The sequence below is a fragment of the Halobacillus yeomjeoni genome, from assembly GCF_020171525.1.
GTDB classification, from domain to species: Bacteria; Bacillota; Bacilli; order Bacillales; family Halobacillaceae; genus Halobacillus; species Halobacillus yeomjeoni.
The window spans coordinates 228,597-245,963 of record NZ_JAIVAI010000002.1 but is presented as its reverse complement, the minus strand read 5'-3'; the positions used below and the strand labels follow the sequence as shown (position 1 = coordinate 245,963).

Genomic DNA, 17,367 nt, shown 5'->3' with positions numbered 1-17,367 from the left:
ATTATCCCTCCTTCGTTTGATAGTAGTTTTCATAGATGGACTGCACGACGACCAAATCGAAAATGGCAGCTCCAACGGATTTGTAAAGGATCGTTTTATCCTCTGGATCCTTTGGGTGATGTTCCTCTGTAATGATTCGCTCCAGATCCCAGGAGTCGTCCAGGTCAGATCGCAAATCTTTTCCACGAATCATATCTCCTGATTCAAATAAGGCTGATTTTGCATCGACGTATACTTCGTCTGCTTCACTTAATACTTGATCCGAAAACTCCTGCATGGAGGGACGGAATGACCCCACGCCGACGATTAATTTCCCCTTCCAATCTTCGGAATTCAACTGTGGTAGAACCGGAGTTGAAGATGTTGTCGTGGTCACAATGATATCCGATTCTTTGACTAAGTCTTCGACTGAAGAAACCTTGAATGTGACATCAGGAAACTGAGCTTCCGCTTTTGATTTGAACTGATGAGCTTTTTCCAGTGTCCGATTGAAAATATGTACGTTTTTGATGTCTCTGGCAACCAAAGCTGACTGCAGATGACTCCAGCCCTGGGTACCTGTCCCGATGATCCCTAACGTGTCTGCATCTTTCTTAGCCAGATACTTCATTCCTAGTCCGCCTAATGCTCCTGTACGTAAGGAAGTAATGGCAATGGCATCACACATATATAAGGGTTCCATCGTGTTCCGGTCATTGAGAACCATCAACCCATGGATCGTGTCTTTCTTTATACTCGTATTATTTGGTGCTACACCTACGAGTTTCGTAGCATAATAATCACCACAGAAAGCGGGCATCAGCAATGCAGTGTTGTCTCCATCCTCAATATGCATTCGATCGGGGGATATGTACTCCCGTTCAGAACGAAAATAGAAGGATTCAATGCTTTCCATCGCTTCTTTCATAGAAAATTTCTGAGTGATTTCATCTGCTTCGATAACCTGCATTTATTTTCCCTCCCTTTAGTACCACACATATTAACAAACTATTATGAAAAGTGGAAATTATATGGGAATAATGATTAATCTCCCCTCCATAATATTCAAATATTGGTTTTAAATAAGTATTAAGGAATGAGTATTTTGAATTACAACCACTCTGTATTTGAAGACTACGGGAGGAAGAATTTCATTTGCAATTTCTGAACTGGAGAAAGTAGAAGAGTTGACAACTTAATGTAAGCGCTTTACTATATGTGTAACGGGTTACATAAACCGAAACGGATACTTGGTAAATTTTTTTACGCGGATATGTAACGGGTTACACATTCATTTACAAAGAAAGTAGTCGATAAAAATGGCCACAATCAAAGATGTTGCCCGCCTGGCGGAAGTTTCTGTAGCGACCGTTTCCCGCGTATTGAACGGGAACGGTTATGTGCATAAGGAAACGAAGGACCGTGTGGCAAAAGCGATCCAGCAATTGAATTATCGTCCGAATGACGTCGCCCGCAGTTTATTCAAAGGGCGGTCCAAAATGATTGCTTTGTTTGTTCCGGATATCATGAACCCTTTCTTCCCGGAACTGGCGCGGGCCGTCGAGGATACGGCGAAGCAGAAAGATTATACATTCGTCCTTTGCAATACAGATGACGATCCTGAGAAGGAAATCGCTTATATCGATGCCTTAAGGCAGAAGTCTCTGGATGGCATCGTCGTCGTTTCCAGTACGATGTCGGGGGACTATGTGAAAAACGTGGACATACCGGTCATCGCCTTGGACCGTATCCTTCACGAAGACTTGTCATCCGTCACGGTCAATAACCGCGAAGGAGCAAGGCAGGCGGTGGAACATTTGAAAAAACAGGGGTGCACAAGGATCGCTCATATTGCAGGGCCGGAGCATATCAGCAACGCGAAGCAGCGGATGAACGGCTATTTGGACGCCGTCCAACAGGAAGAGTGGTTCAAATTCAGTTATATCGAACAAGGAGAATATCGGTTTGAATCGGCGAAAGAAGCGGCCCAGAGTTTATTGGAGCGTCATCCGGAAATCGATGGGCTGTTCGTTGCCAACGATCTGATGGGCGTCGGAGCATTGAAAGGTGCAGAAGCCATGAAGGTTTCCGTACCAGAAGAGTTGTCGATCATCGCTTTTGACGGAATCACCCTCGGTGAAACGACGACACCGACGCTTACGACGATGGCTCAGCCGATTTACACGATCGGATCCCGGGCGGCCGAGATGCTTATACAGCAAATCGAGCAGGCTGATCAGGGAACTCAGGTCGAAGAATTCGAGGTGGAGCTGATTGAACGGGAATCCACAAAAAGGAGGCAGAACGATGACGAAACCTAAAGTGACGGTAGTGGGGAGCATCAACATGGATCTCACAGTTTCCACTCCCGTGATTCCTAAACAAGGAGAGACTGTCCTTGGCGATCGTTTCGCTACGTATCCAGGTGGAAAAGGAGCGAATCAAGCCGTAGCCGCTTCACGATTGGGGGCGGATGTCCGCTTGGTCGGTGCTGTCGGGGAAGACGCATTCGGTGATGAGTTGGCCCGCCACCTTGAATCTGAGGGGATAGGTTTGTCCGGTTTAACGAAGCTGCCGGAGGTATCGACGGGAACGGCAACGATCATTTTATGTGAACAGGACAACCGGATCATCGTAGCACCGGGGGCGAACGCGGAAGTCACACCGGAGTATGTAGAAAGCATGAGGGCATTGATCAAAGACAGCGACATCCTGCTTGTGCAGCTTGAGATTCCAATTGAGACGATTCGAAAAGTCGCAGAACTGGCGGAAGAATATCAAATTCCACTGGTCGTGAACCCGGCACCCTATCATGACTTGCCGAAAGAGGTGCTGGAAATTGCGACGTTCCTCACACCGAATGAATCGGAAGCGGTCTTATTGAATGAAGCACTTGATGCAGATTTTCAAAACAAGTGCGTCACGACAAAAGGAGCGCTTGGTGTGGAAGTCACTTTGAATGGAGAAAAAGTGATCGTTCCGGGTTATCGAGTTCCGGTAGAGGATACGACAGGGGCGGGGGATACGTTCAATGGAGCACTCGTCACCCGTATCGCCCTCGGATATTCGCTTGAGGAAGCGGTGCAATTCTCAAATGCAGCTGCCGCGCTTTCCATCACGAAAGAGGGGGCACAAAGTGGGATGCCGACGAAAAAGGAAGTGGAAATGTTGATAGAAGAAAGGGGAACGGAAGGATGAAAAAACAAGGAATTTTGAATAGAGAAATCGCTTCTGTTCTTGCGCGTTTAGGTCATACCGATACGATTGTCATTGCGGACTGCGGTCTTCCTATTCCGAATGATACGCCGTGCATCGATGTATCGATTGAAAAGGGCATGCCTCGGTTCGCCGATGTGCTCGAAGCCATTTTGGAAGATATGGAAGTTGAACAGTACACGTTGGCAGAAGAAATGAAGGAAAACAATCCGGAACTTTTGAGCAAGGTGCAGGACCTGGTCCAGAGTGAAGCGGATTTCGTTTCACATGAGAAGTTCAAAGCGCAATCTTCTCAAGCGAAGGCGATCATCCGTACCGGTGAAGCGACGCCTTATGCCAATATCATTCTTCATTCAGGGGTCATTTTTTAATCCGTAAGGTGGTGAACAACATGGGAAATCAACCGTTCGTGAAAATGACAGCGATCGAAAAAGCATTTGCCGGAAACCAGGTGTTGAAAAAAGTGGATTTTGATGTCCAGCCAGGTGAAGTCCATGCCCTGATGGGGGAAAACGGTGCCGGAAAGTCGACGCTCATCAAGGTGCTGACAGGTATCCATCAGAGGGATGGCGGGACAATCGAAGTCAAAGGAGAAGAAAAGACGTACTCCAATCCGAAAGAAGCAGAGAAAGACGGTATCGTCGTCATCCACCAGGAACTCAACATCATTCCGCATTTGACGGTTTCCGAAAATATGTTCCTCGGTAAGGAGAAGACGCTTGGACGAACCGGGATCTTAAAGAAAAAAGAAATGTATCAAGAAACGTTGGATCATTTGGAACGGCTCGGAGTCACGAGCATCCATCCGAATGAAACAGCCGGGGATTTATCAGTCGGAAAGCAGCAGATGATTGAAATCGCAAGGGCGATCTCGACCAATGCGGAAATGATCATCATGGATGAACCAACAGCAGCACTGACAGATCGTGAGATTGAGAGTTTGTTCAAAGTCATCGAATCACTCAGAAAGCAGAACGTCAGCATCGTGTATATTTCCCACCGGATGGAAGAGATCTTTCAAATCTGTGACCGGATCACTGTCCTCAGGGATGGAGAATACATCGGGACCGAACAGGTGAAGGAAACCGACTTTGAATCGGTCGTGAAAATGATGGTCGGCCGGGAGCTCGGTGAACGTTTTCCAGCCCGGACATCGACGGTCGGTGATAAAGTGTTTGAAGTGAAGCACCTGGCAAGGGACGGTTGGTTTGAAGATGTCAACTTCCACGTGAATCAAGGGGAAATCCTCGGAGTCGCCGGATTGATGGGAGCAGGGCGGACAGAAATCATGGAAGCGATCTTCGGAGCTGTGAAGAAAAAACAGGGAGAAGTCCTTTTGGATGGCGAGCCTCTGAATATCAAGCACCCCCGGGATGCAATCCAGGCGGGCATCGGGTTCATTACAGAAGATAGAAAAGGCGAAGGGCTCGTGCTTCATTTGTCGATTCGGGAAAATGTCGCATTGACAAATATGAAAGCGATTTCTGATAACGGGTGGATTTCGTCGAAGCGGGAAGCGGAGTTGATCGATGATCTCATCGGGCGTCTTCATGTCCGCACCACCGGCCGCGAGCAGGAAGTGAAATCGCTGAGTGGAGGTAACCAGCAAAAGGTAGTCATCGCCAAGTGGCTCGGGATCAAGCCGAGAATTTTGATACTTGATGAACCGACACGAGGCGTGGATGTCGGAGCGAAAAAAGAAATTTATCACATCATGAATGAACTCACGGAGCAGGGCGTCGCTATCATCATGGTATCTTCAGAACTTCCTGAAGTGCTTGGCGTCAGTGATCGCATCATGGTCATTCATGAAGGAAAAGTGGCCCGTATTCTTCCTCGTGAGGAAGCCACTCAGGAAAAAATCATGCAAGCCGCAACGGGAGGAGAGTAACGATGAAGCAGCTGGTCACCAACAACCTGTCGAAGCTCGGACCCTTGATTGGTCTCATCTTGATCATGACCATTCTCGGATTCATGAGCGAAAACTTTTTCACGGTCAATAATTTACTGAACTTATTAAGACAAATATCTATTAATGCCTTGATCGCCTTCGGGATGACCTTTGTCATTTTGACGGGCGGCATCGACTTATCGGTAGGCTCGATCCTGGCCTTCGGTAGTGCGCTCACCGCGGGCATGCTTGCAAGCGGCATGGATCCATTACTTGCCGTGTTTATCGGACTGCTTGCCGGTCTTGCGATGGGAGCGTTCAACGGTCTGATCATCACGAAGGGGAAGGTCGCGCCATTCATCGCTACATTGGCGACGATGACGATTTTCCGGGGCGCCACACTCGTCTACACGGATGGACGTCCGATTACCGGTCTTTCCGACAGTTTCGCTTTTGAAATGATCGGACGCGGATATGTATTCGGTATCCCGTTTCCTGGTATTTTAATGATCATCATTTTCTTTATCCTCTTTCTCCTACTACGAAAAACCGTTTTCGGACGGCAGGTTTATGCAGTGGGTGGAAACGAAGAAGCTTCGATTCTATCAGGAATCAAAGCGGACCGCGTGAAAATATGGGTCTATTCCTTGACCGGTATGCTGTCCGTCCTTGCCGGGATCATCTTGACCAGCCGTTTGAACTCCGCCCAGCCGACAGCCGGTACGATGTATGAGCTCGATGCGATCGCAGCCGTCGTCCTTGGCGGTACGAGTCTTGCCGGTGGTCGTGGACGAATCGTCGGGACATTGATCGGTGCTTTGATCATCGGGGTTCTGGATAACGGATTGAATCTATTGAACGTATCCTCGTTCTACCAGCAAATTGTAAAAGGCGGCGTCATCCTACTTGCCGTCCTACTTGATCGCAGATCCAAATAATGGTCCATCCTGTTCTTTATGGACAGATGATATAAAAACTTTTTAGGAGGAATCAACCATGATGAAATGGATGAAGGCTTTTGGAATTCTAGCATTACTATTGTTTGTTGTCGCTTGTTCAACGGAACAGCCGGGAAGTTCGTCTGATAACGAAGGCGGCGAGGGAGAAGAAGCTTCTGGAGATGAAACGACGAAAATCGGTCTATCGATTTCTACTTTGAACAACCCGTTCTTCGTATCTCTTCGTGACGGTGCGGAAGCCGCTGCCAAAGAAGCTGGCTATGAAATCAAAACGGTAGATGCTCAAAACGATCCGGCGACACAAGTCAGTGATATTGAGGATTTACTGCAGCAGGACATTGACGTACTGCTCGTCAACCCGACTGATTCTGCAGCGATTGTATCTGCGATCGAATCAGCGAACCAAGCGGGTGTTCCTGTCATCACCGTAGACCGTACAGCTGATGGCGGTGAAGTGGTCACACACATTGCCTCAGATAACGTAGCCGGTGGTGAAATGGCCGGGGAATTCATTGCTGAACAGCTTGGTGAAAACGGAAAAGTCGTGGAACTGGAAGGAATTCCGGGTGCTTCTGCCACACGTGAACGTGGCGAAGGGTTCCACAACATCGTAGATGGCAAAGACAGCATCGAAGTCGTCGCTCAGCAATCCGCGAACTTCGACCGTTCTGAAGGATTGACAGTCATGGAAAACATCCTTCAAAGTACGGATTCTCTGGATGCCGTTTTTGCCCACAACGATGAAATGGCACTTGGTGCTGTACAAGCTTTGGAATCTCAGAACATGCTTGAAGATGTCATCGTGGTCGGTTTTGATGCGACAGATGATGCACGTACAGCCGTTTCTGAAGGCCGTATGGATGCAACCGTCGCCCAGCAGCCTGAATTGATCGGTGAAGAAGCGATCACTGCCGCTGGAAAAGTGGTGGCTGGTGAAACAGTCGAAGAGTTCATTCCTGTTGAATTGCAGCTGGTAACTGAATAAATCTATCCCCTCTCTTCAGAGTAAGATCTGGAGAGGGGGTTTTTATATGGTAAGCTTCTTTTAAGCAAGAGACTTTCTTCTAGTACTAGAAGAAAGTCTTTTTTTTATGTAAAACTTTCATTCCATCTTCTAACTTTAATATAATGATAGAATGCTGCAAATTGAAAGGGGGGATAATGTGCAAAAGATCAAGTGGTGGAGCGTATTAGGCATTCACCTCATCATGGGAAGCATCAGTCTGCTTTTTTATATCATCTCTTTTCAAAGCCTCGATCACGCCGGAGCAGCTTTTCTCTCCATTGTCATGCTGGTCGTGAATGTTATCGGGTACTTGGTATTGAGCATGGTGCTTCTTAAAAAAGCTCAGAGGATAGACGTTTGGCTCTCCACAGCAACATTCACTGGAATCGGGTTGATAATTTGGGGGTTGTACATAATTGATCCAGGAGCTGCGACCATATTTTATACATATCATATCGCTGGATTCAGTTCGTCCTTCTGGTTGGATCAATCGTATGGAGGTCCGTTTGAAGATGTCATCCTTCATGGGGGATTCTTGTTTTCGCTCATTCCTTCTGTACTGATCGTAACCGGATATTCAGTAAGGAAGAAAATGAATGACACCGCGTGGGTCCGTCTCGCTGGGTACAGCATCAGCGCAATCGCTGCGCTTCTTTTCGTATTTATGACAGGATTCAGAGGAAAGAGGGTCGATAACCGGGAAGAGCTTGCATCGGCTTTTCCGATACATACAGGGTTTCCGCTGGAGTTCGCCAAGCTTGAGAATCCAACCATCGATCCCCCTTTACCGTATACGTACAGTGGGAGTTGTTGTACGATGACGGTTACATCTCCGATGAATTACTGGTTTTCTGCAGTAGTCGTTATGTTTGCAATCATCCTCTTGTTCGAAGTCGTATGGGCTGTTAAGAAGAAAAAAGTGTCTGCTTCTCATTAAATGAGAGCAGGCACTTTTTTTAGTTATCGGTCGTGTCTATTTCTGAATAGATTAACGATGAAGTATATTCCGGCAATGGCAACAAGAATGCCTCCTATGATAAGGATAGTCACTTGAAATTGGGTGAACTTATCTTTTTCCTCATCTGGCTGCTCGGGATCTTTCGGTGGTTCGTTTGGTTCTTCATTTTCCGGTGGGCTGCTTTGCCCGATTTGAATGCTGCGTTCTGCCTCAATTTTTTCACCATCGTTATCGGCCGTCATTTGAAGTGTATAGGTGCCATCTTCTATAGGGTCCGCTTCCCAAGGGATCGGGAATGTGATAGATGTTTTCGGAGCCATTTTCAAAGATTCGATAGAACCGGTGAACACCGATTCTCCTGTATCGGTCAAGATATCATAGCTGATGTGGAGATCTGGTTGTATCGTAGGTCCTGAATTGGTCATTTCGATGAATGCTGCATTTTTTTCGTCACTGAACCCTGCTTCTCCGAATGAAAAATCCGGTTCCGCTGATTCAGGGAAGGCTAGTCGGATGCCGATATTGGTAGCGATTTGTGTCTTGATTTTAAACGTCGCATCCTGGTTTTCTGAAATGGTATAGTTCTGTTCGGTTGTATCCCCATCAACGATGAAACGGACACCTCCGATGACTTCTCCATTGTCCATGTCCGGAATGTGCAGGGTGACAGGAACTTCATCGGTCTCATCCGGGGCCAGGGTGATGGTTGATGGTGTGTGGATCAAATCTGCAATTTTAAATCGATCGTCGATAATGGAAGACTCTTCGCCCGTAAGGTCATCCGAATAGATGATTCCTCCAGTCGGGTGGGTATAAGCATTAGCGGATTGAATCGTTACGGTAAGGCTTTCCTCGTCATTATTGGTCACCCGGAAAATGACCGTCTGCGTGTCTCCGGGTTGTACGTCCAAGTCCAAGTACCCTCTTACGTCAGGGTTTTGGTTATCAGGATATAGAGGTTCAACGTAAATAGGAGGAAGATTATTTGCCGAGACTGTAGAACCGAAAGACAAAAAACACGCGAAGAACGCAATAAACAGAAGAGATTTCCATCGATCCAAGTTCCCCACCCCTTTATGAACAATTTTGAATCGTGAATGGAACTATTTTGAACACCAGGTCAGGTTTGATTAGGTGAAACGAGTTGAACATTAAGGTCCAGTGGCGATGGTCAAAGTCAAGGTGGACGTGTAAGTGGTCGCGTAAACTTCTCTCGGCATCAGTTCAAGAGTCATAACGCCAGGCGTCGTGTCACCGATCAAGTAGCTTCCCATCCCGCCGTCAACGGCTGCTGACAACAACTTTAGTCCAGTCCCAGTATCAATGGTCGCTGAGGGACCTGGTGTTGCTACTGTTATGGTATCTGCCGAAGAAGAATTCGGGTCTACTAAAGATACGTTCGGAGCGGTAGTCAGTGTGAGAGAGCCTGTGCTAAGTGATTTAGGTGTCGGATCGGCATTGCTGAACTGAGTCCCTGTCAACGTCACATTCCATCCTGATCCCGACCCTGTCGCGTCTGTGACTGTAAATTGTGGGATGTTCATCGTGGTAGTCTGAGTGGTTCCATCTAATGCAACCGCCGAAAAGTCTCCGAATGTGACCGGGGTCATAGTCGGCGCAGCTTCTCCAGTGATGACGACATCTCCTTCTGCTGAAACAGCGGAAACATGAAAAAGGGTAAGAGCCAGACAACTCAACCCGATGCCTATAAACTTCATAAGCTTCTTCATTACATCTACTCCTTTTACATTGAGTAAACTCCTGGAAATCTATTTCCTTATTCTCAACGGAGTTCCACAATAGTGTATGGGAGCGTCTGGAAGAAGTGACGCTGTATTACAATATAAATTTCGTATACTCATTATTGTAAGATTTTAATGATTTGTATCAGTGATAACATTAAAAAAATACCTGCCTCTAATGGAGACAGGTACTCTTCAGTTTGCGTGTCTTTTCCGTTTTCGAAGGAGTTTGAGGCTGATCAAGGTACCAGTGATACCCAAGGCAATGACGCCGAATACTAAAGCGATCATTTCCTTAACAGAAAGAGTGATACCCTTCATTCTGACATCAGGATTCCCAGGTTGAGCGGTTTGCTCCTGATAATCCATCAGTTCTTCCCGTTGGATAGTGATATCTCTTTTTATTGAAACTCGTTCATTTTCGTTGGTCGAGGTGATATGCAGGGTGTAGGTACCATCCTCTATCGTTTCTGCTGTCCATGGAATCGGATATTGGATCGTCGTTTTGGGAGCCATTTTGACAGAATCAATGGAGCCGCTGAACAAAGTTCGACCTTCTTGATCTGTAACTTCATATGTTGCGTCAATTCTCTCTTGAATGAGGGGAGCACCGTTTATGAGTTCGATATAGGCGTGTGTAGATTTACCGACAAACCCTGCCTTACCGAATCGGTAAGAAGGTTCAGCTTTTTCCGGCAAGGATAATTTAATTCCTATCTCAGTAGCCATGAGAGTCTTGATTTGAAACTGAGCTGTTTTCTCTTCTGCTATGTTGTGTTCCGCTTTATTCGTCCCTCCGTCTACAACGAAACGGACCCCTCCTACAAGTTCACCTTTATTTAATTCAGGGACCTTCAAGGTTACCGGTATTTCTACTGTATCTTTTGGAGGGATTATGACCGATTCGGGTGTCTCGATGTTATCAGCCATATGAAATTCCGGGTCGTTGATAGAAGATTCCTCAGGATTCATATTGTCGAGGTAGACAATGCCGCCAGAAGGGTGCGTGTAGGCATTAGCGGGCATGACCATCACTTCAATTGAAGTCTCCCAGTTGTTTTCTACTCTGAATTTTAATTGTTGAGAGTCTCCAGGTTGAACGGACAAGTCGAAGTATCCCTCAACCTCTTTGTTTTGATTTTGTGGGTAGACGGGTTCTACATAAATCGGAGGTTTTTCATTAGCGTATGCTTTAAAATTCGATGGAAGAAAGAAACAAATGAACAGCATGGCTATGAGTGTAGATGTACGTTTGAATTTCATAGATTCTCCCTCTCACTGACTTGTATTATTACGGAATAACAATTTGTAAACATATGTAATCAAGCTTAAGATGCAGAAAAGCAAAAGGTCTGGAACCTTTTGCTTTTCAAAAGAGGACAGGAGTCCTTATGTTTATGATAATAAACGAATTACTAAAAACTTATGGTCCAGTAGAAACTGTAAAAGTTAGCGTCGAATTATAGGTAGTTTCATAAACTTCTTTTGGCTTCAATGTAAGAGTCAAAACTGCAGGTGTCGTACCGCCGATCGTGTAACTTCCCATACCGCCATTTACTGCAGCAGACAAAAGTTTGATTCCGCTGCCCTCGTCAATGGTTGCAGATGGTCCTGCGTCAGCTACCGTAACCGTATTGGTGGGGGAAGATTCAGTATCTGCCAAGGCAACATCTGGTGCAGTCGTCAGAGTGAGCGATCCTGTGCTCAAGGTTTTAGTGCCAGGGTCTGCTTCACTGAATTGAGTAGCAGATAAATTGACATTCCATCCTGCCCCTGTCCCCGTAGCATCTGTTACCGTGAAGGATGGAAGTACTAAAGTAGTGGTTTGTGTCGTACCATCAAGGGTCACTCCTGAAAAATCTCCGACGGTTATTGCACTGAGGCTTGGAGCTCCTTCACCGGTAATGACGACTGCGCCTGCTGCTGTGACTGCCTGTGTACCTCCTGTAAGCAACCCGAAGAACAGCAATAAGCTGATTCCAAATTGATAAAACTTCCTTTTCATATTCACCTACTCCTTTTATGTGATTTTATTTATTATGAGGTTTCAAATGTCCTACTCTTACAGTTGTAAATATATGTAATAATTTGGTATAATAAATAAGTTATTATAAAATTTCTAATAGTTACATTATAACTATTTTATTTGAAGAAAATCTATGATTTTTCGATAATTTATCACAAAATCTACGGATTTATAAAGCAAATCTCGATAATGAAAGAATGTGGATTACCAACATATGGGTAGATATTTGAATTTACAGATAATAATGATAAAATTAGATTGGAATAAAAAATCTAGAAAAGATGTGGACGGAGTCGACTTTTGTCTTGCTGTGACGCAATAGGAGATCGACGATATCTATTTCTGTAAAACTTGGGGAGTTTGAGTAGCATATGAGTAAAAACTACACGAAGACAGATGCAATCTTGATTGGTGCAGGAATTATGAGTGCAACATTGGGCTCACTTATGAAAGAGCTGGCGCCCGAATGGAACATCCGTGTTTTTGAAAGGCTCGACCGCGCAGGTGAAGAAAGCTCGAACGTATGGAATAATGCGGGTACCGGGCATGCGGCCCTTTGTGAGCTGAACTATACGAAAGAGCAGCCTGATGGCTCCATTGATATTGAAAAAGCTGTGAAGGTCAACGAACAATTCAATGTTTCCAAACAGTTCTGGTCTTATTTGGTCAACACACAAAAAGTCCGCAACCCACACGAATTCATTCGGCCTCTGCCACATATGAGTTTGGTTCATGGTGCTTCAAATGTAGAATTTCTGAGAAAGCGCTATCAAACGATGTCGGCAAATCCTTTGTTCAAAGCGATGGAATTTTCTGAGGATCCGGATCAGCTGAAGGATTGGATTCCATTGATCATGAATGATCGGAACTTGAACGAGCCGATTGCGGCTACGAAGATCGATCAAGGTACGGACGTCAACTTCGGTGATTTGACGCGAAAAATGTTCAATAATCTTGAGAACGGCGGTCTTGAGGTCAACTACAAACATAGTGTAGAAGATATTAAGCGCACGAGTGACGGATCATGGGAAGTGAAAGTCCATGATTTGGAAAGTGATAGAATTGAATACCATACGACCGATTTCGTCTTTATCGGCGGTGGAGGAGGAAGTCTGCATTTGCTTCAAAAAACAGGCATTCCGGAATCCAAACAAATCGGTGGTTTCCCTGTAAGTGGGGTGTTCATGGTATGTAAGAATCCAGAGATCATCGAGCAGCATCATGCCAAAGTGTATGGAAAGGCAAAGGTCGGAGCTCCTCCGATGTCTGTGCCACACCTGGACACTCGTTTCATTGATGGGAAGAAATCATTGCTGTTCGGCCCGTTTGCCGGATTTTCACCTAGATTTTTGAAAACGGGTTCACTGATGGACTTGATTACTTCCGTGAAGTCCGATAATCTCATGACGATGTCGGCTGCCGGCGTGAAGAACGCTTCTTTGACAAAATACCTGATTGAGCAGGTCATTGCATCCAAAGACAAGCGCATGGAAGATTTGCGTGAGTTCATTCCGGATGCGAAAAGCGAAGATTGGGACCTTGTCACGGCGGGTCAGCGTGTCCAAGTCATCAAGGATACAGAAGATGGCGGAAAAGGAACGCTGCAATTCGGGACAGAAGTCGTCAGCTCCTCTGACGGTTCGGTTGCAGCCTTGTTAGGGGCCTCTCCGGGAGCTTCTACTGCGGTATCGGTCATGTTGGAAGTGCTTGAAAATTGTTTCCCTGACCACATCGGACAATGGGAAGCGAAAATCAAGGAAATGATTCCTTCTTATGGGAAGCAGCTGGCGGAAAATCCTGAGCTTCTCGAAGAGGTTCATGAGACAGCCGATCGTGCGTTGGAACTTGAAACGAGTACTGATGAGAAAAAACAGGCATACAGCTGAATGATATAAGGTCAAGGGAAGGTTTAAGATTATTAAACCTTCCTTTTTTTTGTTTATATACGGAGGTCCAGCAATTTAAATGTGATGAATATTGATAACACTTCACTCATTACATGAACGTGAATAAATAAATTTACTTAATAAATGTTGGAACGTATCAGTCGTGCATACGTAAAAGAATATTGAAAAAAATGGTTGAAGAACACACAGTTAAGGTGTAAAATTACACTTAAGATGTAAGGGAGGGTGAATCATGGCGGGACATCACTCAGACGAACGGAAGCCCGAAGTGTGGAAACAGGAAGTATTCAAAGAAAAGCTGTTTCACCTGATGGCGAATGGCTACATTTCAAAAGAGACGTACGAGCAGGTCATGGACGGAGAGCGCTCCTATGTGGAAGCCAAAACTTCATCGGAGGCAAAAGAACAGCCTGCGGTTGAACATGAACAAGAGCAGGTGAAAACTCCTGAACCAGCCAAGCCCAAGAAGAAGAAAAAAGTGAAGACGCCTGAACAGATCCGTGAACGGAACATCACCTGGTCGTTGATTCTCGGAGTGGCTTTACTGTTGATCACCGGTCTCATCGTGGCGACGAGTCAATGGGCACAAATGGGACCTGGGGTGAAAGTCGTTTCAATTGCGTTCGTTTCCTTGTTCTTCTTCGGGTTGAGCTATGGCACCGGACGATTCTTGAAGATCCATCAGACGTCATTCGCTTTTTTGACGCTCGGAAGTTTATTGATTCCGATTACGATTCTTGCCATCGGATATTTTGAACTATTCGGGAGTTACTTATCACTCTTCGGTGAGGGGAAGTATCTTCTCGGACTGATCGGCACATTGCTTCCGCTTCCGTTGTATGTCCGACATGCCATCGTTCATCAATCACGGATGTACGTTTGGATTTCCTTCCTATTCCTTACGTTGTCGGTCGGGTTTGCCCTTGGGTCTACGCCTTTAACAACAGACGGATTTTATTTGATGCTGATGGTTTACAATGCTGCGCTCATTGCAGCGTATGTACGTTATAAGGACGATAGACGGATCCAGTTGTTTACGAAGGAACTGCCTTTATTCGCTCAATTGAATTTGGTGTTATCGACATTGTTGATGCTTTTCTTTTTCGAGAGTGAAGTGTTCTACAGCTTCAACTTATTGTTGACCGCAAGCATTTACATGGCGATGGTGTTCGTCTACAAAACGAAGGAGTATCAGTTCGTTTTTTCCGTCATGATGGTGTACGCCATCTATCAGCTGGTCGAGCACTCTCCGCTAGAGCAGGTTGACTGGACCATTTATGCTTTGGCTGGACTGTTGTATCTCGGTTTTGCCTATGCTTTCAACAATCATGCATTCATACAAAAAGTGTTCCACTATACGAGTGGTGTCGTTTCCTTTTGTGCATTCGTATTCATCACTTATGAGGCGATTGCTTTAAGAGGGGACGAAGGGGCATGGTTATTGTTCTTCGCTTATGTAGTCATCACGTTCAACTATTTCCTTTTAGCAAATGTGACGCCTCACCTTGTATTTAAATACATGACACCGATCTTTTACTTCATCAGTTTAGGTCAGCTTTGGTCACTGGTGGATCTCGGACCGTTGTACTTCTTCCTATATGGAGGAGCTGTGGTGTTATTCGTATATGCGGGTTTGTGGAGCAGAAACCGTTGGATGAGCGTAGTAAAGACATCTAGCTTTTATACTTCTTTGATTGTTCTATTCGGAAGTATCGGGTTCAGCGTGCTGGTATCTGCCTACGGAAAAACTGCTCTGATGTTTTTCGGTATCAGCATGCTCGCTTATCTTACCGTTAAAAAATCGAGAAGGAAATTCATCCAGAAAATCGCACTATGGACGAATCCCGCTGCCCTTGTATTGGCATCCACATTCTTCTATGAACCTCTTCGGGGGTGGCTGCCACGGTACGAGGAAACCTTTGCGTTTCCGTTCCACATAGGAGTTACAGGTGTCCTGTTGATCGCGGTCTTCTTCGGTTGGCGGCTTATGGGAAAGAGGAAGCTATCTTCCACGACTTTTTATGTCGGACAGGGAACTTACCTGGGGGCGATCGTCCTCTTAATTGACTATCCAGGTGTCGACGTGAACGTCATCCGTCCCTTGATGCTTTCGGTTGGAATCGCAATGATGTACAGCCTCGTCCAGTATGCCAAGTATTCGGTTCTGTGGGGATTTGTGTCGCTCGTCACGCTCGGATTTTATTTATCCTTGATCGATCCATTCGGGTTTGAAGCACATGAATCGATGGTGATCTACATCACTTTTGCACCTGTACTGTTGATTCTTCTTGCAGAGGTGGGGAGCAGGAAATGGGGGGATATGCGTCCGTACTTTTATTGGCTGGCCCATATCGTTCAGCCTTTCATAATCGTTCTCATTTTGTTGAATCAATTCGTATTCGATCCGGTTCACCCTGCTTTTCTGATGGTCCCATTGCTTGTTTATCTGTATAGTTCTTTGAGTGCTCTTAGGGAGTCAGAAATCAGTGCCATGTTATACGCAGCATCAAGTGTTTTGTTTCTGCTCATCCTCACTGTACCTGAATATTACGGGTGGTGGGGAGATGCTCTACATGCGTTCTTGATTACGAGTGTGCTGCTCAGTGGAATATGGGTCGCTATTCCGCACGTTTGGAAGAAACGATTGGAGTGGTACTGGATTCCTTTCTCTCTTATCGGTCTGATGTTTTTGACGAGTCAGACGGGTAGAGTGTCAAATGTCGAGCTGGTGCTCATCCTCGGCTATACAGTCCTGAATTTGGTCTTCCTCCATATTCGGAGATGGCCTTGGGTCCGGTTCGTCCCGCTGCTTTTGACGATCAGCATCTGGGAAACGGTGGGATTCGTTTGGGAGCCCCGGTCCATGATTGTTGCACTTATCGCGGGTATTTTCGTATTGATGGGCGCAGGATATCATTTTCATACCCACTTGTTGGACGGGAAAAAGAATGTCGACGCCTATTCATGGATGGCGCTCGTTTATATCGCTTTTCTCGTGACGTACACATCCATGGAAGAGAGTATATGGATCCATATACTTCCGCTTGTTTTGGCTGGCGGATGGTTGTGGATCACTTCCCGCAAATGGAAAGCCCCTTTGATCACAGGGATTTCCTTCACGGCTGGTATGGTGGGTTTTTATTCTGCCTATGTGCTCGTTCTGGTTGATTATCAATCTATTATTCCTGATTTGATTGAAGCGGAACTTCAGGCACTGCCGGTCCTTGGACTGCTCGTTTATTTGAGAGTACGGACGTGGAAAGCCTATCCGTTCATCATGAACCAAGTCCAGTTCGGCATCCTCTTATTGGTGGCTGCGTTTCTCGTCGTTGATGCGATTCAAAGTCATACGATTTGGGATGCCTGGATCATCGGCGGGCTATCGCTCGTATCGATGGTCGCCGGTATGCAGTTGAAAATCAAATCCTACTTTTTCGTCGGTATGGGTGTATTGATATTCAATGTACTTTATCAGACAAAACCATACTGGGGCAATGCCCCGTGGTGGGTGTACTTGTTGATCGCTGGTCTACTTCTGATTAGTGTGGCAAGCTACAATGAATGGCAGAAGCAGCAGTCGAGCAGCGGCAAGCCTGTAGAACGGAAGTTAAAACGACTGTGGCTCGCTTTGAAGCGATGGAATTGAATAATCATGAAAAGCACTCAACAAATCCTGTTGAGTG

Annotated in this window: 14 protein-coding genes; 9 read left to right on the top strand and 5 right to left on the bottom strand. The window is 45.8% G+C overall.

Annotated features, from left to right (window positions below; genetic code table 11):
• Position 1 precedes the first annotated feature (1 nt).
• Complete coding sequence (locus tag LCL89_RS09415) at positions 2–949, bottom strand: ornithine cyclodeaminase family protein (protein WP_224809876.1); 948 nt, start codon at positions 947–949, stop codon at positions 2–4.
• A 349-nt stretch (positions 950–1,298) separates the two neighbouring features.
• Between LCL89_RS09415 and LCL89_RS09410 the strand changes: the two genes are divergently transcribed.
• The 7 genes from LCL89_RS09410 (at position 1,299) to LCL89_RS09380 (ending at position 7,988) form a co-directional block, all read left to right on the top strand.
• A complete protein-coding gene (locus LCL89_RS09410; protein WP_224809875.1) occupies positions 1,299–2,300 on the top strand; it encodes a LacI family DNA-binding transcriptional regulator in 1,002 nt (333 codons plus the stop codon).
• Positions 2,287–3,177: a ribokinase gene (gene rbsK / locus LCL89_RS09405; protein ID WP_224809874.1), complete on the top strand. Its 891-nt coding sequence runs from the start codon at positions 2,287–2,289 to the stop codon at positions 3,175–3,177. Before LCL89_RS09410 ends, rbsK begins: the two co-directional genes overlap by 14 nt.
• The gene (rbsD, locus tag LCL89_RS09400) at positions 3,174–3,566 is read left to right on the top strand and encodes a D-ribose pyranase (RefSeq protein WP_224809873.1); all 393 of its coding nucleotides are present in this window, start codon (positions 3,174–3,176) and stop codon (positions 3,564–3,566) included. Before rbsK ends, rbsD begins: the two co-directional genes overlap by 4 nt.
• Positions 3,567–3,586: 20 nt before the next feature.
• Complete coding sequence (locus LCL89_RS09395) at positions 3,587–5,086, top strand: sugar ABC transporter ATP-binding protein (protein WP_224809872.1); 1,500 nt, start codon at positions 3,587–3,589, stop codon at positions 5,084–5,086.
• Between the two features lie 2 nt (positions 5,087–5,088).
• Positions 5,089–6,024 (top strand): ABC transporter permease subunit, encoded by a 936-nt coding sequence (locus tag LCL89_RS09390; protein ID WP_224809871.1) that lies wholly within the window; start codon positions 5,089–5,091, stop codon positions 6,022–6,024.
• Positions 6,025–6,082: 58 nt separating this feature from the next.
• Positions 6,083–7,030, top strand: a complete 948-nt coding sequence (gene rbsB / locus LCL89_RS09385; protein WP_224809870.1) for a ribose ABC transporter substrate-binding protein RbsB — start codon at positions 6,083–6,085, stop codon at positions 7,028–7,030.
• A gap of 178 nt (positions 7,031–7,208) precedes the next feature.
• Positions 7,209–7,988: a hypothetical protein gene (locus tag LCL89_RS09380; RefSeq protein WP_224809869.1), complete on the top strand. Its 780-nt coding sequence runs from the start codon at positions 7,209–7,211 to the stop codon at positions 7,986–7,988.
• 23 nt (positions 7,989–8,011) lie between these two features.
• On the opposite strand, the gene LCL89_RS09375 is transcribed toward LCL89_RS09380, so the two are convergent.
• The 4 genes from LCL89_RS09375 to LCL89_RS09360 form a co-directional block, all read right to left on the bottom strand.
• Complete coding sequence (locus LCL89_RS09375) at positions 8,012–9,070, bottom strand: DUF916 domain-containing protein (protein WP_224809868.1); 1,059 nt, start codon at positions 9,068–9,070, stop codon at positions 8,012–8,014.
• Between the two features lie 90 nt (positions 9,071–9,160).
• Complete coding sequence (locus LCL89_RS09370) at positions 9,161–9,739, bottom strand: WxL domain-containing protein (protein ID WP_224809867.1); 579 nt, start codon at positions 9,737–9,739, stop codon at positions 9,161–9,163.
• Positions 9,740–9,946: 207 nt separating this feature from the next.
• Positions 9,947–11,014, bottom strand: coding sequence for a WxL protein peptidoglycan domain-containing protein (locus LCL89_RS09365; protein ID WP_224809866.1), 1,068 nt, complete (start codon positions 11,012–11,014; stop codon positions 9,947–9,949).
• Positions 11,015–11,174: 160 nt separating this feature from the next.
• On the bottom strand, positions 11,175–11,756 hold the full coding sequence (locus tag LCL89_RS09360) for a WxL domain-containing protein (RefSeq protein ID WP_224809865.1): 582 nt from the start codon (positions 11,754–11,756) through the stop codon (positions 11,175–11,177).
• A 392-nt stretch (positions 11,757–12,148) separates the two neighbouring features.
• Here LCL89_RS09360 and LCL89_RS09355 point away from each other — a divergent pair, with 392 nt between their 5' ends.
• Both LCL89_RS09355 and LCL89_RS09350 read left to right on the top strand, forming a co-directional pair.
• Positions 12,149–13,663, top strand: coding sequence for a malate:quinone oxidoreductase (locus tag LCL89_RS09355; RefSeq protein WP_224809864.1), 1,515 nt, complete (start codon positions 12,149–12,151; stop codon positions 13,661–13,663).
• A gap of 253 nt (positions 13,664–13,916) precedes the next feature.
• Positions 13,917–17,330: a hypothetical protein gene (locus tag LCL89_RS09350; protein ID WP_224809863.1), complete on the top strand. Its 3,414-nt coding sequence runs from the start codon at positions 13,917–13,919 to the stop codon at positions 17,328–17,330.
• The last annotated feature ends 37 nt before the right edge of the window (positions 17,331–17,367 follow it).